Source organism: Staphylococcus sp. AtHG25, from assembly GCF_003217445.1.
Lineage (GTDB): Bacteria > Bacillota > Bacilli > Staphylococcales > Staphylococcaceae > Staphylococcus > Staphylococcus haemolyticus.
On record NZ_QJSN01000007.1, the window covers coordinates 38,142 to 64,860 of the forward strand.

29 protein-coding genes are annotated in these 26,719 nt (G+C 31.7%); 22 read left to right on the forward strand and 7 right to left on the reverse strand.

Annotation, left to right across the window (positions count from 1 at the left end):
* Window positions 1-7 precede the first annotated feature (7 nt).
* The 7 genes from BDW31_RS12730 (at window position 8) to pmtD (ending at window position 4,198) form a co-directional block, all read left to right on the forward strand.
* Complete coding sequence (locus tag BDW31_RS12730) at window positions 8-103, forward strand: Trp-rich small protein (protein ID WP_011275325.1); 96 nt, start codon at window positions 8-10, stop codon at window positions 101-103.
* 175 nt (window positions 104-278) lie between these two features.
* Complete coding sequence (locus BDW31_RS06900) at window positions 279-455, forward strand: SE1626 family protein (protein WP_029376652.1); 177 nt, start codon at window positions 279-281, stop codon at window positions 453-455.
* Between the two features lie 188 nt (window positions 456-643).
* Complete coding sequence (pmtR, locus tag BDW31_RS06905) at window positions 644-1,024, forward strand: PSM export ABC transporter transcriptional regulator PmtR (protein WP_011275327.1); 381 nt, start codon at window positions 644-646, stop codon at window positions 1,022-1,024.
* On the forward strand, window positions 1,021-1,920 hold the full coding sequence (gene pmtA / locus BDW31_RS06910; protein WP_110709412.1) for a phenol-soluble modulin export ABC transporter ATP-binding protein PmtA: 900 nt from the start codon (window positions 1,021-1,023) through the stop codon (window positions 1,918-1,920). Before pmtR ends, pmtA begins: the two co-directional genes overlap by 4 nt.
* The gene (gene pmtB, locus BDW31_RS06915; protein ID WP_037551199.1) at window positions 1,917-2,600 is read left to right on the forward strand and encodes a phenol-soluble modulin export ABC transporter permease subunit PmtB; all 684 of its coding nucleotides are present in this window, start codon (window positions 1,917-1,919) and stop codon (window positions 2,598-2,600) included. Before pmtA ends, pmtB begins: the two co-directional genes overlap by 4 nt.
* A complete protein-coding gene (gene pmtC, locus BDW31_RS06920) occupies window positions 2,597-3,469 on the forward strand; it encodes a phenol-soluble modulin export ABC transporter ATP-binding protein PmtC (protein ID WP_011275330.1) in 873 nt (290 codons plus the stop codon). The genes pmtB and pmtC overlap by 4 nt, the downstream gene beginning before the upstream one ends.
* Window positions 3,470-4,198 carry a phenol-soluble modulin export ABC transporter permease subunit PmtD gene (gene pmtD / locus BDW31_RS06925; RefSeq protein WP_037538020.1) on the forward strand — a complete coding sequence of 243 codons (729 nt, stop codon included), beginning with the start codon at window positions 3,470-3,472 and terminating at the stop codon, window positions 4,196-4,198.
* A gap of 78 nt (window positions 4,199-4,276) precedes the next feature.
* Here pmtD and BDW31_RS06930 read toward each other — a convergent pair whose 3' ends face one another.
* A complete protein-coding gene (locus tag BDW31_RS06930) occupies window positions 4,277-4,837 on the reverse strand; it encodes a thioredoxin family protein (protein ID WP_110709414.1) in 561 nt (186 codons plus the stop codon).
* Between the two features lie 211 nt (window positions 4,838-5,048).
* Between BDW31_RS06930 and BDW31_RS06935 the strand changes: the two genes are divergently transcribed.
* The 3 genes from BDW31_RS06935 to BDW31_RS06945 all read left to right on the forward strand — a co-directional run bounded on the left by BDW31_RS06935 (window position 5,049) and on the right by BDW31_RS06945 (window position 7,015).
* The gene (locus BDW31_RS06935) at window positions 5,049-5,534 is read left to right on the forward strand and encodes a hypothetical protein (RefSeq protein WP_085060357.1); all 486 of its coding nucleotides are present in this window, start codon (window positions 5,049-5,051) and stop codon (window positions 5,532-5,534) included.
* 84 nt (window positions 5,535-5,618) lie between these two features.
* A complete protein-coding gene (locus tag BDW31_RS06940) occupies window positions 5,619-6,176 on the forward strand; it encodes an HAAS signaling domain-containing protein (protein WP_110709416.1) in 558 nt (185 codons plus the stop codon).
* Window positions 6,173-7,015, forward strand: coding sequence for a DUF4097 family beta strand repeat-containing protein (locus BDW31_RS06945; protein WP_110709418.1), 843 nt, complete (start codon window positions 6,173-6,175; stop codon window positions 7,013-7,015). Before BDW31_RS06940 ends, BDW31_RS06945 begins: the two co-directional genes overlap by 4 nt.
* A 70-nt stretch (window positions 7,016-7,085) precedes the next feature.
* Here BDW31_RS06945 and BDW31_RS06950 read toward each other — a convergent pair whose 3' ends face one another.
* Entirely contained in the window at window positions 7,086-8,126 is a 1,041-nt protein-coding gene (locus tag BDW31_RS06950; protein WP_110709420.1) for a C45 family autoproteolytic acyltransferase/hydrolase, read from the reverse strand.
* 336 nt (window positions 8,127-8,462) lie between these two features.
* Here BDW31_RS06950 and BDW31_RS06955 point away from each other — a divergent pair, with 336 nt between their 5' ends.
* Window positions 8,463-8,636: a hypothetical protein gene (locus BDW31_RS06955; RefSeq protein ID WP_011275337.1), complete on the forward strand. Its 174-nt coding sequence runs from the start codon at window positions 8,463-8,465 to the stop codon at window positions 8,634-8,636.
* Window positions 8,637-8,777: 141 nt separating this feature from the next.
* Window positions 8,778-9,812, forward strand: coding sequence for a 6-phosphogluconolactonase (pglS, locus tag BDW31_RS06960; protein WP_110709422.1), 1,035 nt, complete (start codon window positions 8,778-8,780; stop codon window positions 9,810-9,812).
* Between the two features lie 52 nt (window positions 9,813-9,864).
* Here pglS and BDW31_RS06965 read toward each other — a convergent pair whose 3' ends face one another.
* The 3 genes from BDW31_RS06965 to BDW31_RS06975 form a co-directional block, all read right to left on the reverse strand.
* Window positions 9,865-11,247: an aldehyde dehydrogenase gene (locus tag BDW31_RS06965; RefSeq protein ID WP_110709424.1), complete on the reverse strand. Its 1,383-nt coding sequence runs from the start codon at window positions 11,245-11,247 to the stop codon at window positions 9,865-9,867.
* 166 nt (window positions 11,248-11,413) lie between these two features.
* Window positions 11,414-12,343: a manganese-dependent inorganic pyrophosphatase gene (locus BDW31_RS06970; protein ID WP_085060352.1), complete on the reverse strand. Its 930-nt coding sequence runs from the start codon at window positions 12,341-12,343 to the stop codon at window positions 11,414-11,416.
* A gap of 50 nt (window positions 12,344-12,393) precedes the next feature.
* A complete protein-coding gene (locus BDW31_RS06975; RefSeq protein ID WP_085060351.1) occupies window positions 12,394-12,954 on the reverse strand; it encodes a cysteine hydrolase family protein in 561 nt (186 codons plus the stop codon).
* Between the two features lie 169 nt (window positions 12,955-13,123).
* Between BDW31_RS06975 and BDW31_RS06980 the strand changes: the two genes are divergently transcribed.
* The gene (locus tag BDW31_RS06980; RefSeq protein WP_110709426.1) at window positions 13,124-14,206 is read left to right on the forward strand and encodes a glycosyl hydrolase family 28-related protein; all 1,083 of its coding nucleotides are present in this window, start codon (window positions 13,124-13,126) and stop codon (window positions 14,204-14,206) included.
* Window positions 14,207-14,363: 157 nt separating this feature from the next.
* Here BDW31_RS06980 and BDW31_RS06985 read toward each other — a convergent pair whose 3' ends face one another.
* Together BDW31_RS06985 and BDW31_RS06990 are read right to left on the reverse strand one after the other, a co-directional pair.
* Window positions 14,364-15,164 carry a prephenate dehydratase gene (locus BDW31_RS06985; protein ID WP_110709428.1) on the reverse strand — a complete coding sequence of 267 codons (801 nt, stop codon included), beginning with the start codon at window positions 15,162-15,164 and terminating at the stop codon, window positions 14,364-14,366.
* A gap of 29 nt (window positions 15,165-15,193) precedes the next feature.
* Window positions 15,194-16,261, reverse strand: a complete 1,068-nt coding sequence (locus BDW31_RS06990; RefSeq protein WP_110709430.1) for a nitric oxide synthase oxygenase — start codon at window positions 16,259-16,261, stop codon at window positions 15,194-15,196.
* A 179-nt stretch (window positions 16,262-16,440) separates the two neighbouring features.
* Between BDW31_RS06990 and BDW31_RS06995 the strand changes: the two genes are divergently transcribed.
* The 9 genes from BDW31_RS06995 (at window position 16,441) to ligA (ending at window position 26,709) form a co-directional block, all read left to right on the forward strand.
* Window positions 16,441-17,910 (forward strand): nicotinate phosphoribosyltransferase, encoded by a 1,470-nt coding sequence (locus BDW31_RS06995; protein ID WP_110709432.1) that lies wholly within the window; start codon window positions 16,441-16,443, stop codon window positions 17,908-17,910.
* Window positions 17,903-18,724: an ammonia-dependent NAD(+) synthetase gene (gene nadE, locus BDW31_RS07000; protein ID WP_037551167.1), complete on the forward strand. Its 822-nt coding sequence runs from the start codon at window positions 17,903-17,905 to the stop codon at window positions 18,722-18,724. Before BDW31_RS06995 ends, nadE begins: the two co-directional genes overlap by 8 nt.
* Before the next feature lie 83 nt (window positions 18,725-18,807).
* Window positions 18,808-19,416: a DUF2179 domain-containing protein gene (locus BDW31_RS07005; protein WP_037551165.1), complete on the forward strand. Its 609-nt coding sequence runs from the start codon at window positions 18,808-18,810 to the stop codon at window positions 19,414-19,416.
* Window positions 19,397-19,567, forward strand: a complete 171-nt coding sequence (locus BDW31_RS07010; protein ID WP_070631709.1) for an NETI motif-containing protein — start codon at window positions 19,397-19,399, stop codon at window positions 19,565-19,567. Before BDW31_RS07005 ends, BDW31_RS07010 begins: the two co-directional genes overlap by 20 nt.
* Window positions 19,568-19,845: 278 nt before the next feature.
* Window positions 19,846-21,141, forward strand: a complete 1,296-nt coding sequence (gene purB / locus BDW31_RS07015; protein WP_037551163.1) for an adenylosuccinate lyase — start codon at window positions 19,846-19,848, stop codon at window positions 21,139-21,141.
* A 94-nt stretch (window positions 21,142-21,235) separates the two neighbouring features.
* A complete protein-coding gene (locus tag BDW31_RS07020) occupies window positions 21,236-21,538 on the forward strand; it encodes a YerC/YecD family TrpR-related protein (RefSeq protein ID WP_011275350.1) in 303 nt (100 codons plus the stop codon).
* A gap of 276 nt (window positions 21,539-21,814) precedes the next feature.
* Window positions 21,815-22,510: a heptaprenylglyceryl phosphate synthase gene (gene pcrB, locus BDW31_RS07025; RefSeq protein WP_037551162.1), complete on the forward strand. Its 696-nt coding sequence runs from the start codon at window positions 21,815-21,817 to the stop codon at window positions 22,508-22,510.
* Complete coding sequence (gene pcrA / locus BDW31_RS07030) at window positions 22,507-24,702, forward strand: DNA helicase PcrA (RefSeq protein WP_110709434.1); 2,196 nt, start codon at window positions 22,507-22,509, stop codon at window positions 24,700-24,702. The genes pcrB and pcrA overlap by 4 nt, the downstream gene beginning before the upstream one ends.
* Before the next feature lie 3 nt (window positions 24,703-24,705).
* A complete protein-coding gene (ligA, locus tag BDW31_RS07035) occupies window positions 24,706-26,709 on the forward strand; it encodes an NAD-dependent DNA ligase LigA (RefSeq protein ID WP_110709436.1) in 2,004 nt (667 codons plus the stop codon).
* Window positions 26,710-26,719 lie beyond the last annotated feature (10 nt).

Sequence of the window (26,719 nt, forward strand, 5' to 3'; positions counted from 1 at the left end):
TAGTGTAATGTCGTGGCTATTAGATGGTATGGTGACATTAATTTCGGGTGGTATACTCGTTATATTCCGTGTTTGGTTAGAATCTAAGTGGAAAGATAAATAGATGACCATACACAAAAGCCCCTAACTTGCCGTCACAAGTTAGGGGTTGTGTAATGTAATTCGTGGATACAATTAAATTGTAACATATGGATTAATATTTTCAATTTTAAATGTATTTAGTAAGCAAATTTATAATTTTAATTTGTTATAATACATGTATTGAGGTGTTGATTATGATGAAACATTTAACTAAGATTTTCGTTAGTTTGGCAATTATCTTATTTGTTATTGGATATTATTTACAGGCTACAGGACACGAGAATCAAGGGGTTAAATTATTATTAGCAGCAATTATGTTTATCATATGTGCTTTTATTAATCGTAATAATGATAGAAAGAAAAACAGAAAATAACATTTTTAAACTCTATATTAGCGTTTGACGTTAGATATAGAGTTTTAATTTTTAAAAGAATTGTATCTATAATGTATATACAGTTTGTAGCTTTAATACCAACTAATATAAGTATTTTCATTGTTTCCTTTACAAACGTGTATATAGTGTGTATATTATTTATATACAGTTATTAAAGGGGGACATCAATGAAAATTATATTGAAGAACACCAGTGAGCAACCCATTTATGAACAAATCAAACAACAAATAAAAGAGAATATTTTAAAGGGTTATGTTGAAGCCGGTAGCCACTTACCTTCGATGCGTGAGCTTGCAAAGGATTTACAGGTGAGTTTAATTACAACTAAAAGAGCTTATGAAGATCTTGAGAAAGAGGGATTCGTAACAACTGTCCGAGGAAAAGGTACATTTGTTAAAGAACAAGATAGTTCCATATTAAAAGAAAAGCAATTCTTTGTAATTGAAAATCTTGCTCGATTAATGATTAAAGAAGCAAAAACAATAGATATGCCTCTCAAGGAATTAAAAGAAATACTAGCTTTAATTTATGAGGAGGAAGAAGAATGAATGTCATTGAAGTAAAAGATGTGTCGTTACAAAGTAGTGCATTTTCAATAAACAATCTTTCATTCAGTATTCCTCAAGGATTTGTAACTGGATTCATTGGGGCTAATGGGGCAGGGAAAACAACGATAATTCGTATGATAATGGATATTATAGAACCTAATCATGGTCATATATCAATATTTGGTAAACAAATAGAAAACAAACCGAAATGGATAAAAAATAAAATAGGTTTTGTTTATTCAGAAGTTTATTTTAACCAACAATGGACTGCAAAAAAACTTGAAAAAATGGTCTCACCATTTTATACCGATTGGGACTCACAAGCATTTAAAAATTATTTAGAAAAATTCAATTTACCTTTCAATGAAAAAATAAAACATTTTTCTACAGGTATGAAAATGAAATTGTCTTTAGCACTAGCTTTGAGTCACCATGCTGAATTGTTTATATTAGATGAACCAACTGCGGGGTTAGATCCTATTGTTCGTAATGAAGTGTTAGAAATTTTACAAAGTGAATTACTCGACGAACATAAGACTTTATTTATTTCAACCCATATTATTTCGGATTTAGAGAAAATTGCTGACTATCTTGTACATATAAAAGATGGAGAAATTATTATGCAAGGTTTTCGTCATCAACTTCAAGAACAATACTCAATTGTACAAGGTGATAATCAAGATTTAGACGAGGAATTAAATCGCTTGTTCCTTTATAAAGAAGTGAAGTCGACAGGTTTTGTTGGTTTTACTAAACAGGCACAAGTTTTTAAAGAATTGTTCGGAAAAAAAGTTAATATTAAACAACCTACGATTGAAGAACTTATGATCTACATCGAAAAGTCTAAAAGTAATGACAATCAACAAGATTTTCAGCAAAGTAGGTTGATAAAATGAAGCAATTACTTATTAGAAATTTTAAATGTAGGAGTATAACGATTGCCATTTATATCTTGTTACTTCTATTAAATCCGTTATATGCTTTCGTATTTTCTAAAACAGAACTTTATTTTTTATTCTATGCACCGATTGCAATCACATTAATGGCGGTTAGCATATTAGACTCTGGACACTTGTTTAGACTACATAGAAGATTAGGAGGTAAAAGTTCATATTTATTTTACGAAAGTTTACCTGTCTCTAAAAAAGACATGCTTAATGCGAATTACATTACCTGTATCGTATTAACACTTTTTGGTGGTTTTATTATCGCTTTGTACAATTTTCAATCATCTAATATTGATTTTGGGGATTTAAGATACTCAACTGCGATTGCTTTTATATTTGTAAACTTTTTCAGTATTCCAATTGCATTTAGTAGGAATACTGAAAAGAAACGCGAAGGGATATCATATGCACCTTATATCTTGATAATGATGTTAGTTTTTCCATTCGCTATTACAATGGTTTTTACACTAATTAATGCATTCGTTTTTCATCATCATATTTCTTATAATATCTTTGGCATATATTACAATTATGGTTTATTAAGTTTAAGTATTGTTTGGATGATTATAAATTATTTGATTCAATTAAGACGTATAATTCAGCGTGAAAATAAAGGAGGGCCTATATGAAATTAGAAAATATTACAAAAACATATGGAGATAACAATGTTTTAGATAATATCAATTTTGATTTTGGAAATAGCAAAATTGTAGGTTTAATTGGTAAAAATGGTGTTGGTAAAACAACATTAATGAAAGTCATGAATGGCAATATTATTAATTTTAAAGGGAAAGTTCAATTAAATGATAACGAGAACGTTGGCTATCTTATTGAACATCCGAAATTATATGATAATAAAACAGGATTAAATAACTTGAAATTATTTGCTCAAGTTCTAGGCAAAGGTTTCGACAAAGAATATACAGATAAAATCATTGACGCATTTGGTATGAGACCATACATTAAGAAAAAAGTGAAAAAGTATTCAATGGGTATGAAACAAAAACTTGCGATAGCAGTTTCATTAATGAACAAACCCAAATATCTAATTCTTGATGAACCGACAAACGGTATGGATCCAGATGGTTCAATTGATGTATTAGAGACTATTCAATCATTAGTGAATGATTTAGAAATGAAAATTCTAATTTCAAGTCATAAATTGGAAGATATTGAATTGATTTGTGATAGAGCTGTCTTTCTACGTGATGGAAATTTTGTACAAGATGTCAATATGAAAGATGGTAGTGCGCAAGATCATACATCGATTAAATTTGAAGTTAGTGAATTTAATACAGCACTAGACTATTTAACAGAACATTTTAACGTGCTTCAATCACACAAAGATAGTGGAGAAATAATGATTAAAGCACAAAAAGATTATAAACAATTACTCAAATCTTTAGCACAAAAAGATTTATATCCTAAGTATATTGAAACAAGAAAAAGTTCGCTTCGTGATACGTACTTTAATATTAATCAAAGAGGTGACAAATAAATGAGAAGTTTACAATTAGTTAAATATGATATATTGAGTTTTTGTAAAAGCTACTTAACATATATAGCACTAATTTTAATCTGGTTAGTTTTAGGATTAATAACGTTCTTAATGGCACGAAATAATGATCAAGTAAATTATTCATCTATTTTATCTATGGCAAATTGGATGTTCTTATTCTTTGGCTTGTTAGTAGTGATTAAGACAATTACACGTGATTATTCACAAGGTACGATTCAACTTTATATGAATAAAGTGAAAAATAGAATTGGATATATTATTGCTAAAACAATTTCAATTATTTTATTTTCATTCATTTTTGCATTCATCACATATATCACATTAATGTTAGTACAAGCATTTACTGATGGAAAAAATTTAGACGGAGATAAGTTCTTAACGAACATTTGGTTCTATCTTATCTTCTTACTGTTCTTTGGTTTACTCTTATTCTTAGTTACATTAATTGTTCAAAAACCGGCAGTAATCTTTACACTAGGTATATTCTTAGTATTTATAGTTCCATTTATTCAACCTTTTATTGGTTTGATTCCTGACTGGGGGGAAAAAATTCAAAAATCATTAAAGTATATTCCGTTTAGTTACTTAACTGAGAAATCTCAAACGGATAGTATTAAATTTTCAAATTGGCAATGGTTTATTTCTTTAGCATCAATTGTTATTTTATTCATTGCGAATATTGCTTATGCAGCTAAAAGGGATATATAATAGATGCCAAGAAATTGATATCCAAAAAGAGGGTAGTAAAACAAAGTTTGTTTTATTACCCTCTTACTTTATATACTTTTATAGCATTAACTTACTGATTATAGAGTCATAAACTTGATTCCATAAGTCAGTATCTGATTTATATTTAGAAACGATTTCATGATGTACTTCTTTTTCTTTATCCTCATAATTGTGTGCATCTTTAGGTGGTAGTTTTTCAGCTCTAAGTTGAGTAACAAATTCTTGAGCTTCACGAGCTCTAGGGCCCCAAACACTTATCTGTTCAAATTGATTATTCATAAAGATAAAGATTGGAATCGAACGTGCTGTACCATTTGTTAAATATTGATCAATGAGATTTGTGTCTTCATCTCTATGGAATACGCGTACTTCTAGCTGTAGTGATTCACTTATACGCTTTAATATAGGTAAGTTCATCATAGCGTCACCACACCAATCTTCACTTATAACCAAGACTTTAGAATAAGAACTATCTTTAAGTTGATTGATTCTATCGTCAGACGAAGGTAGTGTGAATGCATTGTAAATTGTTAATACATTATCTTTATTCAAAGTCATGCTATCGATATATTCATCAAGTGGCTGACTATTATTAAAATACGTTTCTAAATTAGCCATAAATAAAACCTCCCCGTTAAATTTATATCATTATAACAATTTTTACTAAGAAAGAATAATTATAAAACTTAAAATATATTAGTTTTATCACAATAATAAGAACGTTAAAGCAACGTTACAATTCTGTAAGAAATGATTGTAGTGGTTTAGATGTTTCTCAGTAAGTGGTTATGATATATTTAAGTTAATAAGAATAGAAGTGGTGGTACGTTTGCGCATTCAAAATCGATGGATAATCTTTAGTATTTTTACAATAATAGCTTTTATAGTGGTTACGTGTCTTACAATCTATAAAAATGAAAAAACAATTGATCTTACTGAAGTGAAGATAAATGATATTCAATTGAATGAACCATTTAATGAAAATGATTATGAGATAAATCATCACATAAAGTTGGATAGATACAAATTCTATAACGATAAAAACCATAAAGATTTAACTGTAAAAGTAAAAAATAAACACCAAACAGTAAAAGGGATTGTATTGATTAATGATCATGATGTAACAACCAACTTCGGTGTTAAAATTGGAGATAGAGTGAATCATGCAATCAATTATTTAGGTGATAATTATAGTAAAGATAAAGTAGGTAAAGGATATGATGCGTTAATTTATGTTGATAAAGAGCACCATATGAAGCTGTCCATTTTATATAAAGATAATGTGGTTAAACGAATTGAATTTTTTAGTCGTTAAAAAGTGATACTTTTACAATGTACATCAAAATAAGCTACTTTTCGTTAAGATAGAGATAATTCAATTAAGAAAGTAAGTGAAATAATGGATAAGATTACCTTTTTAAATGAACTTGAATTAGAACTTGATGAATTACCAAGAGAAGAAAAAGATAAACTCATGGATGATTATGAAAATCATTTCTATGAACAAGAATCGAAAGGGAAATCAGAAAAAGATATTATATCGGATTTAAAAGAACCACATGATATAGGTAAAGAAGTTAAAGCCAAAGAAGCAATATCCTATGCTAAAGTAACACCTAACCTACCGAATATTATTAGGGCTATAATGGCTTCATTAAGTCTTGGCGTGCTTTCTTTTTTCTTCATCATCATCCCTATTGTAATATTTATAGCGTTATTGTTTATTGTGTTTATATTCTCTGTTTTTTTAATTTCTCTTCCATTAATAATAATATCAATGAGTATCATTAAAGGGATTGTTGATTCGTTTAGCAATTTCTTATTTAGCATTTCATATGCCGGATTAGGTATCGTCTTATTTGTAGTTACCATGAAAATTACACAAAATTTATATCGACTTGTATTAAAATATTTAACTTGGTATATCCAAACGGTTAAAGGAAGAATTAAACAATGAAGAAAGCAATGATAACAGGCATAGTAATATTTGTAGGATTTTTCTTAGCAGCAACTTTAGTCTGGTTTGTGCATGATAAAGATGAATTTAAAAAGCTAAAATATGATAGAGCATACAGTAATGTGAAAATGAATAATTTAGATATTTACAGCTATAATTCAGAAGTCACAATTAAGCAAGGAGAACATTGTGGTGTTAAATATTATGGTGATAATGATGTTAAGGTATATCGCAAAAAAGATACATTAAACATAAAAGAGCATAAATCTGACAAGAGGGGTTATAGCGTTAATATTAATCCTTTTAATCAAAGTAAATCAAAAATTGAAGTTACACTTCCAAATAAAAGTATTAATAATTTAGATGTATATTCAGGATTTGGAAATGTGAATCTTGATGGCATTAACGTTAAGAAAGGTTCGATTTATCAAGACAACAAATATTTAAAAATTCAAAATTCAAAATTTGATAATCTTTCCTACAAGAGCGATGCTGGTGGAGTAAAAATTAAAAACAGTGATATCATTAATAGTGAATTTAAGACAGGGGTAGGTAACGTCGAAGTAAATAATTCAAAGATAAAAAAATCGTTATTTGTAAGTGAACTTGGTTATCTTAATTTCACAAACATGAATAGTGAAACAGATGTAAAAGGATCAAGTAAGCTTGATTATATTCATTTGGACTATAAAGATGAACCTAAAAATACTTTATTAAAATTACACCCAGGTACAGGAGAGGCAAAAGTTGAAAATAAATCTTTTAATAAAGGTAAGGTAGGAAATAGTAATAATGTAATTGAATTTTACACGGTAAAAGAAGATATCACAATAAAGTAAAATGATTGCCTACACAATAAGAGGCAATCACTTATATAGTCGACGAACGATTTAAAAGTTCGTCGTTTTTTTAATGATTTGCGAATGTTAAATCGGTATCAATTAGACCGCTAAATTGTTGGATAGTTAACTCATTTCCATCTAACCAGGATTGAAAATTTATTGATGTGGGTGTTTGATTTTCACCTAGTGTCATCCAAGCGGTTAAGTTTTGCGGTTCATACATTGAAGTGTGTATCGTACCTGACCAACTTCTAAATAATTTGCTATATATTTCGAATTTTGGATCATTAAATAATTTAAAAGCTGTAAGTTTATCTAAGCATTGAGAGGTTTGTGAGACAGTACGTTCTAAACGTTCACGTGATTCTTTTGTGTAATTACGATTTTCATGCGTTAAGATTTCGAAATGATTTGTACATACTTTATCATATCTGACATCAAAAGAACGTGGTGTAACCTCAACGATTGCGTGATTAAGCTTTTTATCCATTAAAATATAACTGAATGAGCTTCTATGAGGAAGTTCTTTCAAGAATCTAACGGCTTCATCAACGTCTTTGCAATATTCTAAAACAAGACGACCAATCATATAACATACAAAGCCATTAGCGGGGTGTTTACGATGCATAAAGTTATAGCCCATCGTCAAACCAGCTTCATTCATACCATCCATACGACCTGTCACTCTAGACGTAGGCCCAATTTGCGCTAGCCCACCGTCATTAGGTTGGAATAATAGATATCTCCCATCGTATGTGGCAGGATGATAATCATAATTGCGCACCATAAAATCCTTACCTTGAAATACAGTACATCCACTCTCTTTTAAATCCGTGAAGCGGTAATGTGCAAAATTTAATATCATTTGTTTTGTAGGTAAGTTCAGTACTTCTTGCATACCCATTAACTCTTCCCATATTTCTGGAGCGTATGTTTGAAATATTTGATACGTTTCGTTAACATCTATATCAAATCGGGGCATACGTTTTTTCCATTCACGTTCACGATTTTGCAATAAGGGCGTTTGTTTTAGCCATAGCGCTGTTTTGACCCCTAAATCATAATGTGATCCTTTAAACGTCATTATATCTGATTTCACTTGTTGCATGAGAAGGCCTCCTGAAAATTCTAAATATTGTAAAATAGCACTAATTGAAAACTAATATAATTATTATTATACTGAACATGATAGCAAGAAAAATTTAAAAAACAAGGAGGGGTACTATGTTTAAGGACGCATATTTAAAAGTATATAACAAAGTAAAAGCTTGGTGGTTGTATTAAACTAATTTACAATTGAAAATTTATGAAGTTTTTGAATTTTGAAATTTATTTTATAGTTATTATTATAAGACGAAAAAAGGTATCTATTTAACCATAACAGTAAGTATGATAATATATAAAATTGTAAACATACTTATATCTATTTAGAGGTGAAACATACATGTGGGATTTAATTAAAGGTTTATTCAAATTCTTATTAAGCTTAGTAGTTATTACATCAGTAGTAGTTGGTGTAGGTGTTGTAGCATTTGCTTACATCTTCAAGAAAGACTTTGAAGATATCGAAAGAAAAACTAAAGAAATCGTTTCAGATATCGAAAGTAATAACGCGTAATAATATTAATTTAACCAGTGACTTCAGTTTTGGAGTTACTGGTTTTTTATTTCAATAAATTCAAACAATGATTAAGAATAATTGTCATAGACACCAATCTTTTAATAAAATAAAGGTAATTAGACAATAGGAGGTATTCTGATGACGACGAAGGGTTATATCGGTTCATACACAAAAAAAGAAGGTAAAGGTATTTACTTATTCGAATTAAATGAAAATAGTGGACAAATTAGTTCTGTTAATACTGGTTATGAGATTGAAGCATCTACTTATCTTGCTCAAACAGATGATTATTTATACGCAATCACTAAAGAAGGCGCACACTGCGGGGTAGCTGCTTTTAAAAAAGAAGCTTCTGGTTCGTTAACATTAATTAATAAATGCTTAGAATCTGAAGAGGGTACAGGTTGCTATATATCGATATCATCAGACCACAATTTTTTATTTGAAGCAGTATACGGCGCTGGTATCGCTAGAATATATCAATTGAATAAAGATACAGGTGAGATTATTAAGTTAATTCAAGAATTAAATCACGACTATCCACTTGGAAGTCATGAGCGTCAAGAGCATTCACATGTCCACTATATAAATGAAACACCCGATTGCAAATATGTTGTAGCTACTGATTTAGGTACAGACAGAGTTGTAACTTATGAATTCAGTAATGAAGGTCTTAAAGAATACAAAGTTTCTAAATTTAAAGATCAAGATGGTCCAAGACATATTGCATTTCACAATAATGGTGAATATGCCTACATTGTTCATGAATTATCTAATTATGTTAGCGTAGCTAAATATAAAGATGGTCAATTTGAAGAACTAGAACGTCATTTAACTGTTCCTGAAGATTTTAATGATGACACTAAATTAGCGGCTGTTCGCTTATCGCATGATCAACAAACTTTATATATTAGTAACCGTGGTCATGACAGTATTGCGGTATTCACGATTACAGAGAATGGCGCGGGACTAAACCCTGTAGAAATCGTTAAAAGTGGGGACCAATTCCCAAGAGATTTTAATATTACTGAATCAGATGACTATCTAGTTTGTGCCCATCAAGAGGGTAATTATGAAATTACAGTTTTTAAAAGAGACACAAATACTGGTAAATTAACGCCAACAGATAATCAGCAAATTGCACCTGAAGGTGTACATGTTAGTTTTATTTAAGTAAAAATACAAAGCCACGGCAGTGTAAAATGTCGTGGCTTTTTGCAAATTTTTATAAGTTTTTAAAAAATGTTCTAATATATTTAAATTTACCTTTATAGGGCGGATACATAACACTTGAATCTAATCGCGTAGACTTAAAGATGTATGATTTGCTATGGCTAAAGGTTTGGAAAGTATATTTACCATGATATTGTCCCATGCCAGACATTCCGACACCACCAAATGGTAAATTAGGATTAGCAAGATGCATTAAAGTATCATTAATTGCCCCGCCACCGAAAGATAATTCGTTTAATACACGGTGTGTAGTATTCTCATCTTCACTAAATAAATATAAACTTAACGGTTTAGCTTTACTCTGAATAATATCTACTGCCTCATTAAAATCATCATAAGTAATAATAGGTAAGATAGGTCCAAAGATTTCTTCTTGCATGATTTTAGAACTAGACGTAATACCATCTAAAATAGTTGGTTCTATATAGCGTGTTGTAGCATTTGCATTACCACCGAAAATAACATGGTTTTGATGCACATTAAGTAATTCATTTAAGCGATTAAAGTGTTTATCATTAACTATGCGACCAAAATCTGGACTTTCATCTATGTTAGTACCGTAAAATTCTTGAATACTTTGTTTAAGTGCTTCAATCAATTCATTTTTGACCTTCTTGTTAACTAATATATAATCCGGAGCCACACATGTTTGTCCTGCATTAGTAAATTTACCGAAACTAATACGATCACTAGCAACTTTAATATTAGCGGTATCATCTACAATAACTGGAGATTTTCCGCCTAATTCAAGGGTAACAGGAACTAAATTTTTGCTTGCTGATTCATACACGATTTGACCAACCTTGTCACTACCTGTAAAGAATATGTAGTCAAATGGCAGATTAATTAATGTTTTTGTTTCTTCTATACCCCCCTCGATAACATCTATATAATCCGTAGTAAATACGTCTTCAATAATTTGACGAATGACCGTGGCAACGTGAGGTGTTAATTCAGATGGTTTTATAATAGCAGTATTTCCAGCTGCAATAGCCCCAATTAGAGGTTCAAATAGTAACTGTACGGGATAATTAAACGGACCAATGATTAATACTGTGCCATATGGTTCTTGTTTGATATAACTTTTTGCAGGAAACATAAATAGAGGTGTATCAACTTGTTTTGTTTTAGACCAATTTTTAAGTTCTTTTCTTGCAGTTTTAATACTTTTTAGTGTGATACCAATTTCTGTGGCATATGCTTCAACAGGACTTTTTCCTAAATCAGTCTTTAGAGCATCTAGTAAATCATTTTCATGATTTTTAATACTTTTACTTAGAAGTTTTAATTGATGTTTTCGAAATTTTAAATCTTTCGTTTTATGTGTTTTGAAAAAAGCTTTACTTTCTTCAAATTGTTGCTCAATGCTTGGCAATGTGTGATACCTCCTAAATAGTAAAATCTATATTAAAGAATTAAATTAAAATAAATGATGTAATTCATCATATCTATACCCTAAATATTTTTCAATAAAAAACAGTTGAATGAAAAGATTCATTCAACTGCGTATATAAAGGCGATAACTAAATTGCTAATATGTTTTATTTAGTTAAAGTTTCTGTGATTTGAGGTACCACTTGTTTTTTACGTGACACAACGCCTGATAAGAATGCCATGCCATCATCTAATTGAACTTTAAATGCCTCGCCGACTTTATCTTTTTCTGCACCTACTACTAAGATTTTAGAATCACTATTAATAATGTCAGTAACTACTAATACAAATAAATCATACTTTTCATTAGCACTTGTTTCTAACATTGCTTTTTCAAGATCATCTTTACGATTTAATACTTCATCAATGTCGACAGTATTTACTTGGGCAATGCGTGTAACATAGTCGCCCATATTAAATGATTTAGCATCCATGTCTAATAATTCCTCTGCAGATTTATCAGTAGTTGATGCACCAGCTTTTAACATTTCTAAACCATACTCATCTAAATCAACATTTGCTAAATCTTTTAAATCTTTAGCAGCATTTACATCTTCATCAGTACAAGTAGGAGATTTGAATAATAAGCTATCAGAAATAATTGCTGAAATCATCAAACCTGCGATATGCGGTTTAATTTTAAAGCCACGTTCTTTGTACATTTTGTAAAGAATAGTAGCAGTACAACCAACTGGTTCTGCGCGGTACCAAAGCGGTGAAGCAGTTTCGAAATTAGCGATTCTATGATGATCCACAACGTGTTTAATCTCTGCGTCAGAAATTGTTTCTGCACTTTGTTGGAACTCATTGTGATCGACTAAGATTACTTCTTGACCATCTAAATTATCACTTAATAATTCTGGTGCTTTAACTTCAAAATGATCTAAAGCAAATTTAGTTTCAGGATTAATATCTCCTAAACGATATGGCGTTGCTTCAGAGTTACCAGTTAATTGTTCAAAATCAGCCATGATGATAGCTGAAGCTATTGCATCTGTGTCTGGATTTTGATGTCCAAAAATATAAGTTTTTGCCATTGTTATTATCCACCCTTATCAATTAATTTTTCATCTTATTTTATCATGTTTTATTTAGCTACATCTACCTCTGCGCCTAATGAGTTTACAAAATGTCCTAATGCCCATTTATGACCACTCTCATTGAATGAAGCAACACCATCTTTAGGAATTGTAATGTTATACCCTAAGTTATAGGCTGAAACAGCAGTGTGTAGAATACAAATATCAGTACAAACACCTACTATTTCAATATCCTTTATATTTCTCTCTCTCAATAGACTATCTAGAGGTGTACCATAGAATGAATCATAACGGCGCTTATTTAAGTAATGAATATTACTGTTTCCACTAAAGTTATTATAAAAGGCCTTAATCTTACCATATAATTCACGTCCTGCTGTGCCCTCAATATTATGAGGGGGGAATAATTGTGTCTCAGGATGGAACATATCGTTCTCATAATGTAAATCCATCATAAAGAAAATGTCATGGCCTTCAGACTGATATGTCTCTAAACGCTTCAGTATAAAAGATTCAATATCTTGCCCAGGTTTACCACATGTTAATCGACCATCATCTGCAATGAAGTCATAAGAATAATCTACTACTATTAGTGCTTTTCTAGTCATGATCAATCTTCCTCTCTATTAAATGTTTGAGGTATTTAAAAATTGTATAATTATAATAGAAACGATTAAATTATTACCTCATTAATCATTATATATATTATAGCTAATCCCATTCTAAAATGGTATATAGCAATATAATAGGTTTGAAAGTTTAGATAGGGGATACGTTATGTTAATAAATGCTCAAGATTATGGATTAAAAGGATGTAATAAACGCAAAGACACTAAAGCAATACAACGAGCACTGAATAAAGCAAGATATGGTGAACACACTGTACTTATACCTAGCGGTACATATTATATTTCGAAAGCACTCATCATTTATGACTCAACAACTTTATTACTAGAAGATGATACGACATTACTAAGATGTGGTACGGATGCACTTTTAAAAAATGGTCATCGTTTCGGTTTTTATAAAGGGTATCAAGGTAATAGTCATATTTATATTAAAGGTGGGACGTTTGATATGAATGGCTCTAAATATCCATACAATAATACTGCGATGTCAATTGGACATGCAGAAGATATTCAATTAATAGGTGTAACAGTATTAAACGTAGTTGGCGGACATGCTCTAGACGCTTGTGGTATTAATGGTTTGTATATCAAGAATTGTAATTTTAAAGGTTTTAATGATTTTGATGGGGATCGTTCATTTTCTGAAGCAATTCAATTAGATATTCAAGTACCTGGTGCGTTTCCTAAATTTGGGACGACAGACGGAACCATCACTAAAAATGTAGTCATTGAGAATTGTTATTTTGGGAATTCAGATGACCATCAAATGCGTCCATGGAATAGAGCAATTGGCTCACATGCAAGCAGGTATAACAAGTTCTACGAAAATGTGCATATAAAAGATAATTGTTTTGAGGGAACTCAAGACTATGCATTAACACCCCTAAAAGCTAAAAATATGATTATTTCACGCAATAAATTCAAAAATTGTAACGGTGGTATTCGATTTTTAGGGGTAAAAGATGGAAAAAATGCTGCTGACCCTGTTACTGGCAAAGTCATGGAATCTCAAGCTGGTGAGAATTTCAGTGTGATTGGTAATCACTTTATTGGAGAAATGAAAAAAGATGCCATTCACATTAGAAGCTATAATAATATAAAACATCAGCAATTGTTTATCGCCGGTAATACTTTTGATAAAGCATCACAAACCATACATTTAGAAGATATAGAAGATTTAACCCTAAACCAGGGTGAAGATGTTACGATTAAAAAAATTAATGTAGACTGAGTAGAGATAATGTTTTCGAACACAACCCAACAATAAATAGCCAGTAAATACGTTTTGAAGACGCATTTACTGGCTATTTAATTTCGATAAATCAGTGTTAAATAAGGACAAGACAACAATTTTTTATAATTTCGTCATAATGCCTTACGATGCTTATCTAATGGCGATTAAATGCACCTATAATTTTAACTTCAAAATTTAAAGTCTGTAATATTGTGATAACCTTATAGAGTTTTTCATTTTTCCCAATATCGGTTTGAACAAAAAATCTGTACATACCTAACTGCGTCTTAAGAGGTCTAGACTCAATCCATGACAAGTTAATGTCAAATAATGCAAATGTGTTAAGTATACTAGCTAATAATCCAGCTTTATCATGTTTAGGTGTTATTAGTAATAGCGTACTAGAAGCAGATTCATTATAGTGCTCATTACTTTTTACTACCAAAAAACGAGTGACATTATGTGGATAGTCTTGTATATGTGTGTCTATCGGTTCGAAACCATATGACTCTCCGCTTCCTAATGGTGCAATAGCAGCGATATGTGTGTCAATTTTCTCTAAACTTTGAATAGTACTATCAACATAATCATATAAGAAATGATGTCGATGGATATATTGACTCGTTTGACTTATTGCAGGTGCAATGGAATAAACCTTTTCAATATCATCCAGTGAAGTACCTTTATTAGCGTATAAACCAAAATTAATATCTAAATGGATTTCGCCATGAGCGTATATATCTTCTTGTGCAAGTGCATCAGCTACAATATTAATAGTACCTTCAATTGAGTTCTCAATAGGTACGATACCAACAGCATCACTATGACTATTAACGGCTTTAATTACTTCATAGAGATTTGATTTAGGTGAATATGTAACTTCTTCCTCAGATAAATAAGTTTTTGCAGCTAAATAAGAAAATGTTCCCTTAGGGCCTAAATAATATAAACGCATCTTTGTTCGTCACCTCGTATTATCGAACACTAGTGAAATGGACATTTCATTGACTGTTTCATTTTATAATGAAAATTAGGATCCTTGATTTCATTATTATAACCATGATGATAATTTGAGGTTAGGGTCGGTGAAAGTGGTGGGGCTAACCACGACCATTTACCCGTGACATCACGGTTATTTGCTAATTCCTTTTCTTCAAATAATTGAAATTGTTTTGATGCAGTTAGGTGATCAACAATAGAAACACCTTGAGATTTAAATGAATGGTATACCGCATAATTAAGTTCAACGAGTGTTCGATCTTTATTAAAAGAATTATTTTTTAGTGTACCAAATTCAAACGCTTCTGCAATACTTTCCAATAAATTATAGCGGTAAGAGTCAGTGAAATTGCGTACTGCTATTTCGGTTACCATATACCATCCATTAAACGGGGCAGTTGGATAAGTAATGCCACCAATTTTCAAATCCATATTAGAAATGATTGGAACACCATACCATTTTAAATTTAAATCTTTTAATTTTGGATAATGTTCATGTTCTATTTCAACTTCTTTTATTAATTCATGGGGTAATTCATACCATTTTATAGAATCATTAGGTAATTGATAAATGAGTGGTAGTACATCGAAATCAGTACCTTTGCCTTTCCAACCTAAATGCTCCGCTATTTGTGTGATTTCACGTTCAGATGGATCACCGGCATGTTCATAACCAGCATATCTAATAAGTTGATTATTATAGATACGAGGTGCTTGACTAGGTGAAAAAATCGTTATATAAGGCTTGATCTTACCATTATTCGTCGCATGTTTAAGATGATGATTGATTGTATCTATAAAATCACGCTCATTATCAACATTCCTAGCATCTTCTACATATAAAGAATCCCAAAATAAGCGCCCAATACAGCGATTAGAATTACGCCAAGCAAGTTTAGCACCATACGTCAACTCTTCCGAAGTATGCGTATATGTACCAGTATGTTCAATTTCTTTTCTTATCTCTTTTATTCTTTTATCAAAAATAGATGGATTGTAATTAAGTTCACGATACATCGTTTCGATAAAACTTCTTGCTTCTTCCAATAACATATAACCACCTCGGTTCATATTATAATCTAGACATTGAATTAACTCATTCAATTACATAGATTGTCACGAATTTGTCTTATTGGTACTTATTTAAATTTTAATTGTATCAATGGTATGTGAATACGCACTTCTACTGAATTATGATAAAATGTACTAAAACAGCGTTAGGAGAGATTGTGGTGCATCGTTACGAAGATGACAGTTTAATGTTACATAATGACTTATACCAAATTAACATGGCAGAGAGCTATTGGAATGATGGTATTCATGAACGAAATGCAGTATTTGATTTGTATTTTAGAAGTATGCCATTTGAGAGTGGATATGCAGTTTTTAATGGTTTAAAAAGAGTAATTCAATTTATTGAACATTTTCATTTTAGTGATTCTGATATTGAATATTTACAGTCAATAGGTTATAAAAATGATTTTTTAAACTACTTAAAAAATTTAAAGTTCACTGGTAATATTCGCTCAATGCAAGAAGGTGAATTGTGTTTTGGAAATGAACCCTTACTTAGAGTGGAGGCACCATTAATTCAAGCGCAACTTATAGAAACCGTATTACTTAATATAATCAACTTCCATACATTAATTTCGACTAAAGCAAGTAGAATTCGTCAAGTAGCACCTGATGATACATTAATGGAATTTGGAACTCGCCGTGCTCAAGAGTTAGATGCTGCGCTCTGGGGTGCTAGAGCTGCTTATATCGGTGGTTTTGATTCTACTAGTAATGTGCGTTCTGGTAAATTATTTGGTATACCTGTTTCTGGTACGCATGCACACGCTTTAGTTCAAACATATGGTGATGAATATAAAGCTTTTAAAATTTATGCAGAACGCCATAAAAATTGTGTGTTCTTAGTTGATACGTTCCACACGCTTAAATCAGGTGTTCCTACAGCTATTAAAGTAGCGAAAGAACTAGGGGATAAAATCAATTTCATTGGTATCCGTTTAGATTCTGGAGATATTGCTTATTTATCTAAAGAAGCACGCAGAATGCTAGATGAAGCGGGATTCAAAGATGCTAAAATCATTGCATCTAATGACTTAGATGAACAAACGATAATGAGTTTGAAATCTCAAGGAGCTAAAGTTGACTCATGGGGTGTAGGTACAAAATTAATTACTGGTTATGACCAACCAGCACTTGGTGCAGTATATAAACTAGTAGCAGTTGAAGATGATAACGGTCGATATGTTGATAGAATTAAACTGTCCAACAATGCAGAAAAAGTGACAACACCTGGTAAGAAGAAAGTGTATCGCATCATCAATACTAAAACAGGTAAAGCAGAAGGTGACTATATTACTCTAGAATATGAGAATCCAAATAATGAAAAACCTTTAAAAATGTTCCATCCAGTTCACACGTATAAAATGAAACATATCAAACACTTTGAAGCGATTGATTTGCATCATTCAATCTTTGAAAATGGGAAACTTGTTTACCAATTACCGAGTGAAAAAGAGGCACAAGAATACTCTAAAAATGCATTATCTAAATTATGGGATGAAAATAAACGTTATTTAAATCCTCAAGAATACCCTGTGGATTTAAGTACAGCTTGTTGGGACAACAAACATAAGCGTATTTTCGAAGTTGCAGAACACGTAAAAGAGATGGAGGAAGACAATGACTAATATACAAGATATTGTAGTCAATGAAATGAAAGTGAAGAAACATATTGATAGTGAACAAGAGTCACGTGAAATTATTCAATTTATTAAAAGCTATGTGCAATCACATTCATTTATTAAATCTTTAGTGTTAGGTATTTCTGGTGGTCAAGATTCTACTCTGACTGGTAAATTAGCGCAGCTAGCAGTTGAAGAATTACGTAATGAAGGGCGAGATTGTCAATTTATCGCTGTGAAATTACCATATGGTGTACAGAAAGATGCAGAAGAAGTTGAAGACGCTTTAAACTTTATTCATCCCGATGAAATCATTACTGTCAATATTAAACCTGCTGTTGATCAAAGTGTTAAATCTTTAAACGAGGCTGGTATTGAATTAACGGATTTTCAACGTGGTAACGAAAAAGCACGTGAACGTATGAAGGTTCAATTTTCAATCGCATCAAATCGTAGTGGTATTGTTATTGGTACGGATCATTCTGCAGAGAATATTACAGGATTTTATACTAAGTACGGTGATGGTGCTGCTGATATCGCACCTATCTTTGGTCTAAATAAAAGACAAGGAAGACAGCTACTTAAATATTTAAATGCACCAAAGCATTTATACGAAAAAGTTCCCACAGCAGATTTAGAGGATGATAAACCACAATTACCTGATGAAGAAGCTTTGGGTGTTACTTATAATCAAATTGATGACTATTTAGAAGGAAAACACATATCTAGTGAAGCCCGTGATACGATTGAAAATCACTATGTCAAAAATGCACATAAACGTGAATTAGCCTATACGCGTTACACTTGGCCTAAAAATTAAAAAAGTTTTTCTAGTGACAAAATAAAAATTCACTGATAAAATTATCTGGATTTTAGATATCCAAGTAAGAAAAGGGGATTAGTATGTCAGTGATAACTTCAAATCCATGGTCAATGGTATTAGCGATATTCGTCATCAACGTTTTTTATGTTACATTTTTAACAATGCGTACAATATTAACGTTAAAAGGTTATCGTTATATGGCGGCTGCAGTAAGTTTCCTTGAAGTGTTAGTATATGTAGTTGGTCTTGGTATGGTAATGTCTAGTTTAGACCAAATTCAAAATATCTTTGCTTATGCGTTTGGTTTTTCGATTGGGATTTTAGTAGGTATGAAAATTGAAGAAAGACTCGCATTAGGGTATACTGTCGTAAATGTAACCTCATCAGAGTATGAAATTGATTTACCAAATGAGTTAAGAAATTTAGGTTATGGTGTTACACACTATGCAGCACATGGTCGCGATGGTAGTCGAATGGTAATGCAGATTTTAACGCCAAGACGTTATGAACGTAAATTAATGGAGACAGTACGAAATTTAGATGAGAAAGCGTTTATTATAGCGTATGAGCCAAGAGCAATTCACGGCGGTTTCTGGACTAAAGGCGTTCGAACTCGAAAAGTAAAAGCATACGAAGTAAAAGAAATAGAAAGTGTTGTGGAGCATGACGATGAAGTTCAAAGTAAATGAAAATGAAACTATCTCAAAATGTTTATCACGTATGCGTGAAGAAGGCTATATGCCAGTTAAACGAATTGAAAAACCTATATATACAGAAGATGAAAAAGGTAATGTAGTAGTATTAAGACAGGATATTCAATTTGTTGGTAAAAAGCTTTGATTTAATAATGTGAATTACAACTCAAATTAATTTTATTAAGAGTGAAAAGAAGCTAAAGTACAACTTCTTTTTACTCTTTTTATTATCGGATTATTGTTAGATAAGTGTATTATTTAGATAAAATCCATTATACTAAGTTTGTAAAAAAAAAGATTTATACATTTGATTAATTATCTGTTAAAATAAAAATGAAGTTGTAAAAACGAACCTTTCCTAATATTTTACGTTTAATGTACAGTTTTAAAATATAAATTTATACATAGAATAGGAGTTTAGAAATGATTGATCGTTATTCAAGAGAAGAAATGGCAAATATTTGGACTGATCAAAATAGATATGAAGCTTGGTTAGAGGTTGAAATCTTGGCCTGTGAAGCTTGGAGTGAATTAGGCCACATTCCTAAAGAAGATGTAAAAAAAATTAGACAGAATGCTAAAGTAGATGTGAAACGTGCGCAAGAAATAGAACAAGAAACAAGACACGATGTTGTGGCATTTACTAGACAAGTATCGGAAACGTTAGGTGACGAACGTAAATGGGTTCACTATGGCTTAACTTCTACAGATGTTGTTGATACAGCGCTAAGTTATGTTATAAAGCAGGCCAACGAAATTATTGAGAAAGATATTGAACGTTTCATAAAAGTTTTAGAAGAGAAAGCTAAAAATTATAAATACACATTGATGATGGGACGTACACATGGTGTACATGCTGAACCGACTACATTTGGTGTTAAAATGGCATTATGGTATACAGAAATGAAACGTAATCTAAAGCGTTTCAAAGAGGTACGTAAAGAAATAGAAGTTGGTAAAATGAGTGGTGCAGTTGGTACATTTGCTAACATTCCTCCTGAAATAGAACAATATGTATGTGACCATTTAGGTATTGATACTGCACCCGTTTCTACTCAAACATTACAACGTGACCGTCATGCATACTATATCGCTACACTAGCACTGGTAGCTACATCTCTTGAAAAATTTGCGGTAGAGATACGCAATTTACAAAAAACAGAAACACGTGAAGTTGAAGAAGCGTTTGCAAAAGGTCAAAAAGGGTCATCAGCTATGCCTCATAAAAGAAATCCTATTGGTTCAGAAAATATAACAGGTATTTCAAGAGTGATTCGAGGTTACATTACAACGGCTTATGAAAATGTGCCTTTATGGCACGAACGTGATATTTCTCACTCTTCAGCTGAACGTATAATGTTACCAGATGTTACAATTGCTTTAGATTATGCTTTAAATAGATTCACTAATATTGTTGATAGACTAACTGTTTTTGAAGACAACATGAGAAATAATATCGATAAAACATTTGGACTAATCTTCTCACAACGTGTATTACTAGCGTTAATTAATAAAGGCATGGTTCGTGAAGAAGCATATGATAGAGTGCAGCCTAAAGCAATGGAATCTTGGGAAACTAAAACACCATTCCGTCAATTAATAGAAAAGGATGAGTCTATCACTAATGTGCTTTCTAAAGAAGAATTAGATGAATGCTTCAACCCTGAACATCATTTAAATCAAGTTGATACAATCTTTAAACGTGCAGGTTTAGAGTAATAAGTTAACGGTTTTCAATAAAAATACTACACTTTAACTATTTAATGCGTTAAAATGAGATTATATTGAAAACGGATTATAGGGGTTGTTTGAGATGCAAATAGAGAAATTACGAGGACAAGCGTTAGATGAACTTTTTGATGCAATTCTTACACTTGAAAATAGAGAAGAATGTTATCAATTCTTTGATGATTTATGCACTGTCAATGAATTACAATCATTATCTCAAAGATTACAAGTTGCTAAGATGATTAAACAAGGGTATACTTACGCAACAATCGAAAAAGAATCTGGTGCTTCTACAGCAACAATATCTAGAGTAAAACGATCATTACAATGGGGTAATGACGCATATACAATGATATTAGAACGATTAAATATAGAAACAAAAAAATAATAATACGTTTAACATATATTTATAAATTGAAATGCTCCCTTCAAAATTGACAATAATTTGGATATTTTGATGGGAGCATTCTGTTTTATATTGAATTTATACAGGCTAATAGTAAGTAAACAACTTTTAATTTACTTAATTTTTAACAAATAAACTTATAAGATATTAGGTCTTTCGTTCTTTAAAAGACAGTATAGATTCTAATGATTCTGTTTAGAATTGGTACACCAAAAATGATATAATTTAGTGTATGTTAAAAAAAGGAGTTAAAGGAATATGTATGACATTAAAGCGTGGCAACATGTGTTTAAATTAGATCCCGCCAAAGAAATAAGTGATAATGATTTAGATTCACTATGTATGTCAGATACTGATGCTATCATGATTGGTGGCACAGATAATGTTACCGAAGATAATGTCATTCATTTGATGAGTAGAGTAAGAAGATATCCATTACCATTAGTCCTTGAAATATCTAATATTGAGAGTATTATTCCTGGTTTCGATTTTTATTTTGTACCAACAGTTCTAAATAGTAAGGATACTACATATCATAATGGGATGATGCATAAAGCTCTAAAGCAATTCGGATTCATGGTTAATTTTGATGAAGTCGTATTAGAAGGGTATTTAGTTTTAAATCCTGATAGTAAAGTAGCACAATTAACGCAATCAAATACTAATATAGATATTGAAGATGTAGAGGCATATGCGCAAATGGTTAATGAGATGTACAAACTACCGTTGATGTACATAGAATATAGTGGTCAGTATGGCGATATTGAAAAAGTGGAAGCCGCATCCAGATTATTAACGAATACACAATTGTTTTATGGCGGTGGCATTACATCTATAGAACAAGCCAGAGAGATGGCACAATATGCTGACACTATTATAGTAGGTAATATTATTTATGACGATATTAAAAAGGCTATTAAAACAGTAAAAATAAAAAAGGAGTCTAATAAATGAATTCATTAGTTAATAATATGAATAAAGAGCAAAGTGAAGCGGTAAGAACTACAGAAGGTCCATTACTAATTATGGCCGGCGCTGGTTCAGGTAAAACGAGAGTATTAACACATCGTATCGCCTATTTATTAGATGAAAAAGACGTTTCTCCTTACAATATATTAGCAATTACTTTTACAAATAAAGCAGCTAAAGAAATGAAAGAACGTGTTGAACAATTAGTAGGGGAAGAAGCACAAGTGATTTGGATGTCTACATTCCACTCTATGTGCGTAAGAATATTAAGACGTGATGCTGATAGAATAGGCATTGAACATAATTTTACTATTATTGATCCTACTGACCAAAAATCCGTCATAAAAGACGTTCTAAAAAATGAAAATATTGACAGTAAACGCTTTGAACCAAGAATGTTTATTGGGGCGATTAGTAACTTAAAAAATGAACTTAAAACACCAGAAGATGCAATTAATGAGGCTAATGACTTCCATTCGCAAATGGTAGCTACTGTTTATAGTGGATACCAACGTCAATTGACTCGAAATGAAGCACTTGATTTTGACGATTTAATTATGAAAACAATTCAGTTGTTCGAACGCATTCCAGATGCACTTGAATATTATCAAAACAAATTCCAATATATTCACGTAGACGAATATCAAGATACAAATAAAGCACAATATACATTAGTAAAGTTGTTAGCTAGTAAATTTAAAAATCTTTGTGTGGTTGGTGACTCAGATCAGTCAATTTATGGTTGGAGGGGTGCAGATATTCAAAATATCCTATCTTTTGAAGAAGATTACCCTGATGCTAAAACGATATTTTTAGAACAAAATTATCGTTCTACAAAGACCATCCTGACTGCTGCAAATGAAGTCATTAAACATAACTCAGAAAGAAAGCCTAAAGGCCTGTGGACTGCAAATACAGGTGGCGAAAAAATTAAATATTATGAAGCAATGACTGAGCGTGATGAAGCTGAGTATGTGGTTAGAGAAATAATGAAACACCGTAAAGCTGGAAAAGATTATAGTGATATGGCAATACTTTATAGAACCAATGCACAATCACGTGTTTTAGAAGAAACATTTATGAAATCTAATCTTCCTTATACGATGGTTGGAGGCCAAAAATTCTATGACAGAAAAGAAATTAAAGACTTATTAAGTTATTTGAGAGTAGTAGCTAATAGTAATGATGAAATTAGTTTACAACGCATAATCAATGTTCCAAAACGAGGTATAGGACCTTCATCAGTTGAGAAAATTCAACGCTATGCGAATGATAGCAATATAAGTATGTTTGACGCATTGGCAGAAGTAGATTTTATTGGTCTTTCAAAAAAAGTAACTCAAGAGTGCATTAAATTTTATGAACTAATTCAAAGCTTAATTAAAGAACAGGAATTTTTAGAGGTAAGTGAAATTGTTGTTGAAATATTAGATAAATCTGGGTATAGAGATATGCTTGAACGCGAACAAACACTGGAATCACGTAGTAGACTTGAAAATATAGATGAATTTATGTCAGTGCCTAAAGATTATGAAGAGAATACACCATTAGAAGAACAATCCTTGATTAACTTTTTAACGGATTTATCACTAGTAGCAGACATCGATGAAGCTCAAATTGAGAGTGGCGTAACCCTTATGACAATGCACTCAGCGAAAGGTTTAGAATTTCCAATTGTATTCCTTATGGGAATGGAAGAATCGCTATTTCCACATATTCGTGCAATTAAGAGTGATGATGACCACGAAATGGAAGAAGAACGTCGGATTTGTTATGTAGCAATAACAAGAGCTGAAGAAGTTCTATATATTACGCACGCGACGTCTAGAATGTTATATGGACGCTCACAATCTAATATGCCTTCAAGATTTTTACGTGAAATCCCGGAAGAGCTATTAGAGACACCATCTAAGCAACAGCGTCAAACGATTACCCCAAAAACATCATCCAAACAACCTAAGCGTGGATTTAGTAAACGTACAACGTCTTCTAAAAAACAAGTCTCTGCTTCTGATTGGAAAATAGGAGATAAAGTTACGCACAAATCATGGGGTGAAGGCATGGTAAGTAACGTTAATGAGAAAAATGGCTCAGTTGAATTAGATATTATATTTAAATCAGAAGGACCAAAGCGCCTATTGGCTCAATTTGCCCCAATCGAGAAAAAGGAGGATTAATTTATGGACAATATCCAAAGTCGTGTGAATGAATTACATGATTTATTAAATCAATATGGTTATGAATATTATGTGCAAGATAATCCTTCAGTGCCAGATAGTGAATACGATAAATTATTAAGAGAATTAATAGATATAGAAGAGGCACATCCAGAATTTAAGTCACCTGATTCTCCTACTGTACGTGTAGGAGGGGAGGTGCAATCTTCTTTCGAAAAAGTCAATCATGATACACCAATGTTAAGTTTAGGTAATGCTTTCAATGAACAAGAATTACGTCGTTTTGATCAACGTATTCGTGAACAAGTCGGTAGTGTTGAATATATGTGTGAATTGAAAATTGATGGATTAGCTGTGTCCCTTAAATATGTAGAAGGTCGCTTCGTTCAAGGTTTAACTCGAGGGGATGGTACTACAGGTGAAGATATAACTGAAAATTTACGCACCATTCATGCTATTCCATTAAAGATTAATGAACCATTAAGTTTTGAAGTTCGTGGCGAAGCTTACATGCCTCGTAGTTCTTTTATAAGACTAAATGAAGAAAAAGAAAAGAATGAAGAACAACCATTCGCTAATCCACGAAACGCAGCAGCGGGATCGTTAAGGCAACTTGATCCCAAATTGGCAGCTAAACGTAAATTAAGTGTATTCTTATATAGTGTTAATGATTTCACAGATTTTGATGCAACTACTCAGAGTGGTGCGTTGGATGAATTAGATCGTTTAGGATTTAAGACAAATCATGAACGTATGCGCGTGGGTGATATTGAAGGTGTATTAGAATATATTGAGAAATGGACAAAACAACGTGAACAATTATCCTATGATATTGATGGCATCGTTATAAAAGTGAATGACATTGAACAACAAGATGAAATGGGATACACTCAGAAATCTCCAAGATGGGCGATTGCATATAAGTTTCCTGCCGAAGAAGTGGTAACAACATTACAAGATATTGAGTTAAGTATTGGTAGAACAGGTGTTGTAACACCAACTGCGATTCTTGATCCTGTAAGAGTTGCTGGGACAACTGTATCTAGAGCTTCTTTACATAATGAAGATTTAATACATGAGAGAGATATCAGAATTGGGGATAGTGTAGTAGTTAAAAAAGCTGGCGATATAATTCCAGAAGTAATGAAAAGTATTACGGAACGCCGACCTGAAGGTACATTACCGTATTCAATGCCAACACATTGTCCGAGTTGTGACCATGAGTTGGTAAGAATTGAAGGGGAGGTTGCATTACGTTGTATAAATCCAAAGTGTCAGGCTCAACTTGTAGAGGGGCTGATTCACTTTGTATCACGTCAAGCCATGAATATTGATGGCTTAGGAACTAAAATTATACAACAACTCTATCATCACAATGTGATTAAAGATGTGGCCGACATCTTCTACCTAACGGAAGACGATTTATTACCTTTAGAGCGTATGGGTTCCAAAAAAGTTGAAAATCTACTAAAAGCGATTGAAGATGCTAAAGCCAACTCTCTAGAGCATCTATTATTTGGTTTAGGAATACGTCATCTAGGAGTTAAAGCAAGTCAAGTTCTAGCTGAAAAATACGAAACAATGGATAGACTACTTGAAGTAACTGAAGAAGAACTTATTAATATTCATGATATTGGAGATAAGTTAGCTCAATCTGTTGTGACATATTTAGAAAATGAAGATATTAAAGCATTAATTGAAAAATTAAAATATAAAAATGTCAATATGGTTTATAATGGAATTAAAACTTCTGATATAGAAGGGCACCCTGATTTTAAAGATAAAACAATTGTTTTAACAGGTAAATTACAACAACTGACAAGAAAAGAAGCATCTGCCTGGTTAGAATTACAAGGCGCAAAAGTTACAAGTAGTGTAACTAAAAAAACAGATTTAGTAATTGCTGGTGAAGATGCAGGTTCTAAATTAACTAAGGCAGAAAAGTTTGATACTGAAATTTGGACAGAAGAGCAATTCGTGGCTAAACAAAATGAAATATCAAGTTAGAGGAGAACGG

Excerpts from the sequence above, each read along its gene's own strand:
- BDW31_RS12730 (WP_011275325.1), top strand. The coding sequence starts at position 8 with ATGTCGTGGCTATTAGATGGTATGGTGACATTAATTTCGGGTGGTATA.
- BDW31_RS06900 (WP_029376652.1), top strand. The coding sequence starts at position 279 with ATGAAACATTTAACTAAGATTTTCGTTAGTTTGGCAATTATCTTATTT.
- pmtR (WP_011275327.1), top strand. The coding sequence starts at position 644 with ATGAAAATTATATTGAAGAACACCAGTGAGCAACCCATTTATGAACAA.
- pmtA (WP_110709412.1), top strand. The coding sequence starts at position 1,021 with ATGAATGTCATTGAAGTAAAAGATGTGTCGTTACAAAGTAGTGCATTT.
- pmtB (WP_037551199.1), top strand. The coding sequence starts at position 1,917 with ATGAAGCAATTACTTATTAGAAATTTTAAATGTAGGAGTATAACGATT.
- pmtC (WP_011275330.1), top strand. The coding sequence starts at position 2,597 with ATGAAATTAGAAAATATTACAAAAACATATGGAGATAACAATGTTTTA.
- pmtD (WP_037538020.1), top strand. The coding sequence starts at position 3,470 with ATGAGAAGTTTACAATTAGTTAAATATGATATATTGAGTTTTTGTAAA.
- BDW31_RS06930 (WP_110709414.1), bottom strand. The coding sequence starts at position 4,837 with ATGGCTAATTTAGAAACGTATTTTAATAATAGTCAGCCACTTGATGAA.
- BDW31_RS06940 (WP_110709416.1), top strand. The coding sequence starts at position 5,619 with ATGGATAAGATTACCTTTTTAAATGAACTTGAATTAGAACTTGATGAA.
- BDW31_RS06945 (WP_110709418.1), top strand. The coding sequence starts at position 6,173 with ATGAAGAAAGCAATGATAACAGGCATAGTAATATTTGTAGGATTTTTC.
- BDW31_RS06950 (WP_110709420.1), bottom strand. The coding sequence starts at position 8,126 with ATGCAACAAGTGAAATCAGATATAATGACGTTTAAAGGATCACATTAT.
- BDW31_RS06955 (WP_011275337.1), top strand. The coding sequence starts at position 8,463 with ATGTGGGATTTAATTAAAGGTTTATTCAAATTCTTATTAAGCTTAGTA.
- pglS (WP_110709422.1), top strand. The coding sequence starts at position 8,778 with ATGACGACGAAGGGTTATATCGGTTCATACACAAAAAAAGAAGGTAAA.
- BDW31_RS06970 (WP_085060352.1), bottom strand. The coding sequence starts at position 12,343 with ATGGCAAAAACTTATATTTTTGGACATCAAAATCCAGACACAGATGCA.
- BDW31_RS06975 (WP_085060351.1), bottom strand. The coding sequence starts at position 12,954 with ATGACTAGAAAAGCACTAATAGTAGTAGATTATTCTTATGACTTCATT.
- BDW31_RS06980 (WP_110709426.1), top strand. The coding sequence starts at position 13,124 with ATGTTAATAAATGCTCAAGATTATGGATTAAAAGGATGTAATAAACGC.
- BDW31_RS06985 (WP_110709428.1), bottom strand. The coding sequence starts at position 15,164 with ATGCGTTTATATTATTTAGGCCCTAAGGGAACATTTTCTTATTTAGCT.
- BDW31_RS06990 (WP_110709430.1), bottom strand. The coding sequence starts at position 16,261 with ATGTTATTGGAAGAAGCAAGAAGTTTTATCGAAACGATGTATCGTGAA.
- nadE (WP_037551167.1), top strand. The coding sequence starts at position 17,903 with ATGACTAATATACAAGATATTGTAGTCAATGAAATGAAAGTGAAGAAA.
- BDW31_RS07005 (WP_037551165.1), top strand. The coding sequence starts at position 18,808 with ATGTCAGTGATAACTTCAAATCCATGGTCAATGGTATTAGCGATATTC.
- BDW31_RS07010 (WP_070631709.1), top strand. The coding sequence starts at position 19,397 with ATGAAGTTCAAAGTAAATGAAAATGAAACTATCTCAAAATGTTTATCA.
- purB (WP_037551163.1), top strand. The coding sequence starts at position 19,846 with ATGATTGATCGTTATTCAAGAGAAGAAATGGCAAATATTTGGACTGAT.
- BDW31_RS07020 (WP_011275350.1), top strand. The coding sequence starts at position 21,236 with ATGCAAATAGAGAAATTACGAGGACAAGCGTTAGATGAACTTTTTGAT.
- pcrB (WP_037551162.1), top strand. The coding sequence starts at position 21,815 with ATGTATGACATTAAAGCGTGGCAACATGTGTTTAAATTAGATCCCGCC.
- pcrA (WP_110709434.1), top strand. The coding sequence starts at position 22,507 with ATGAATTCATTAGTTAATAATATGAATAAAGAGCAAAGTGAAGCGGTA.
- ligA (WP_110709436.1), top strand. The coding sequence starts at position 24,706 with ATGGACAATATCCAAAGTCGTGTGAATGAATTACATGATTTATTAAAT.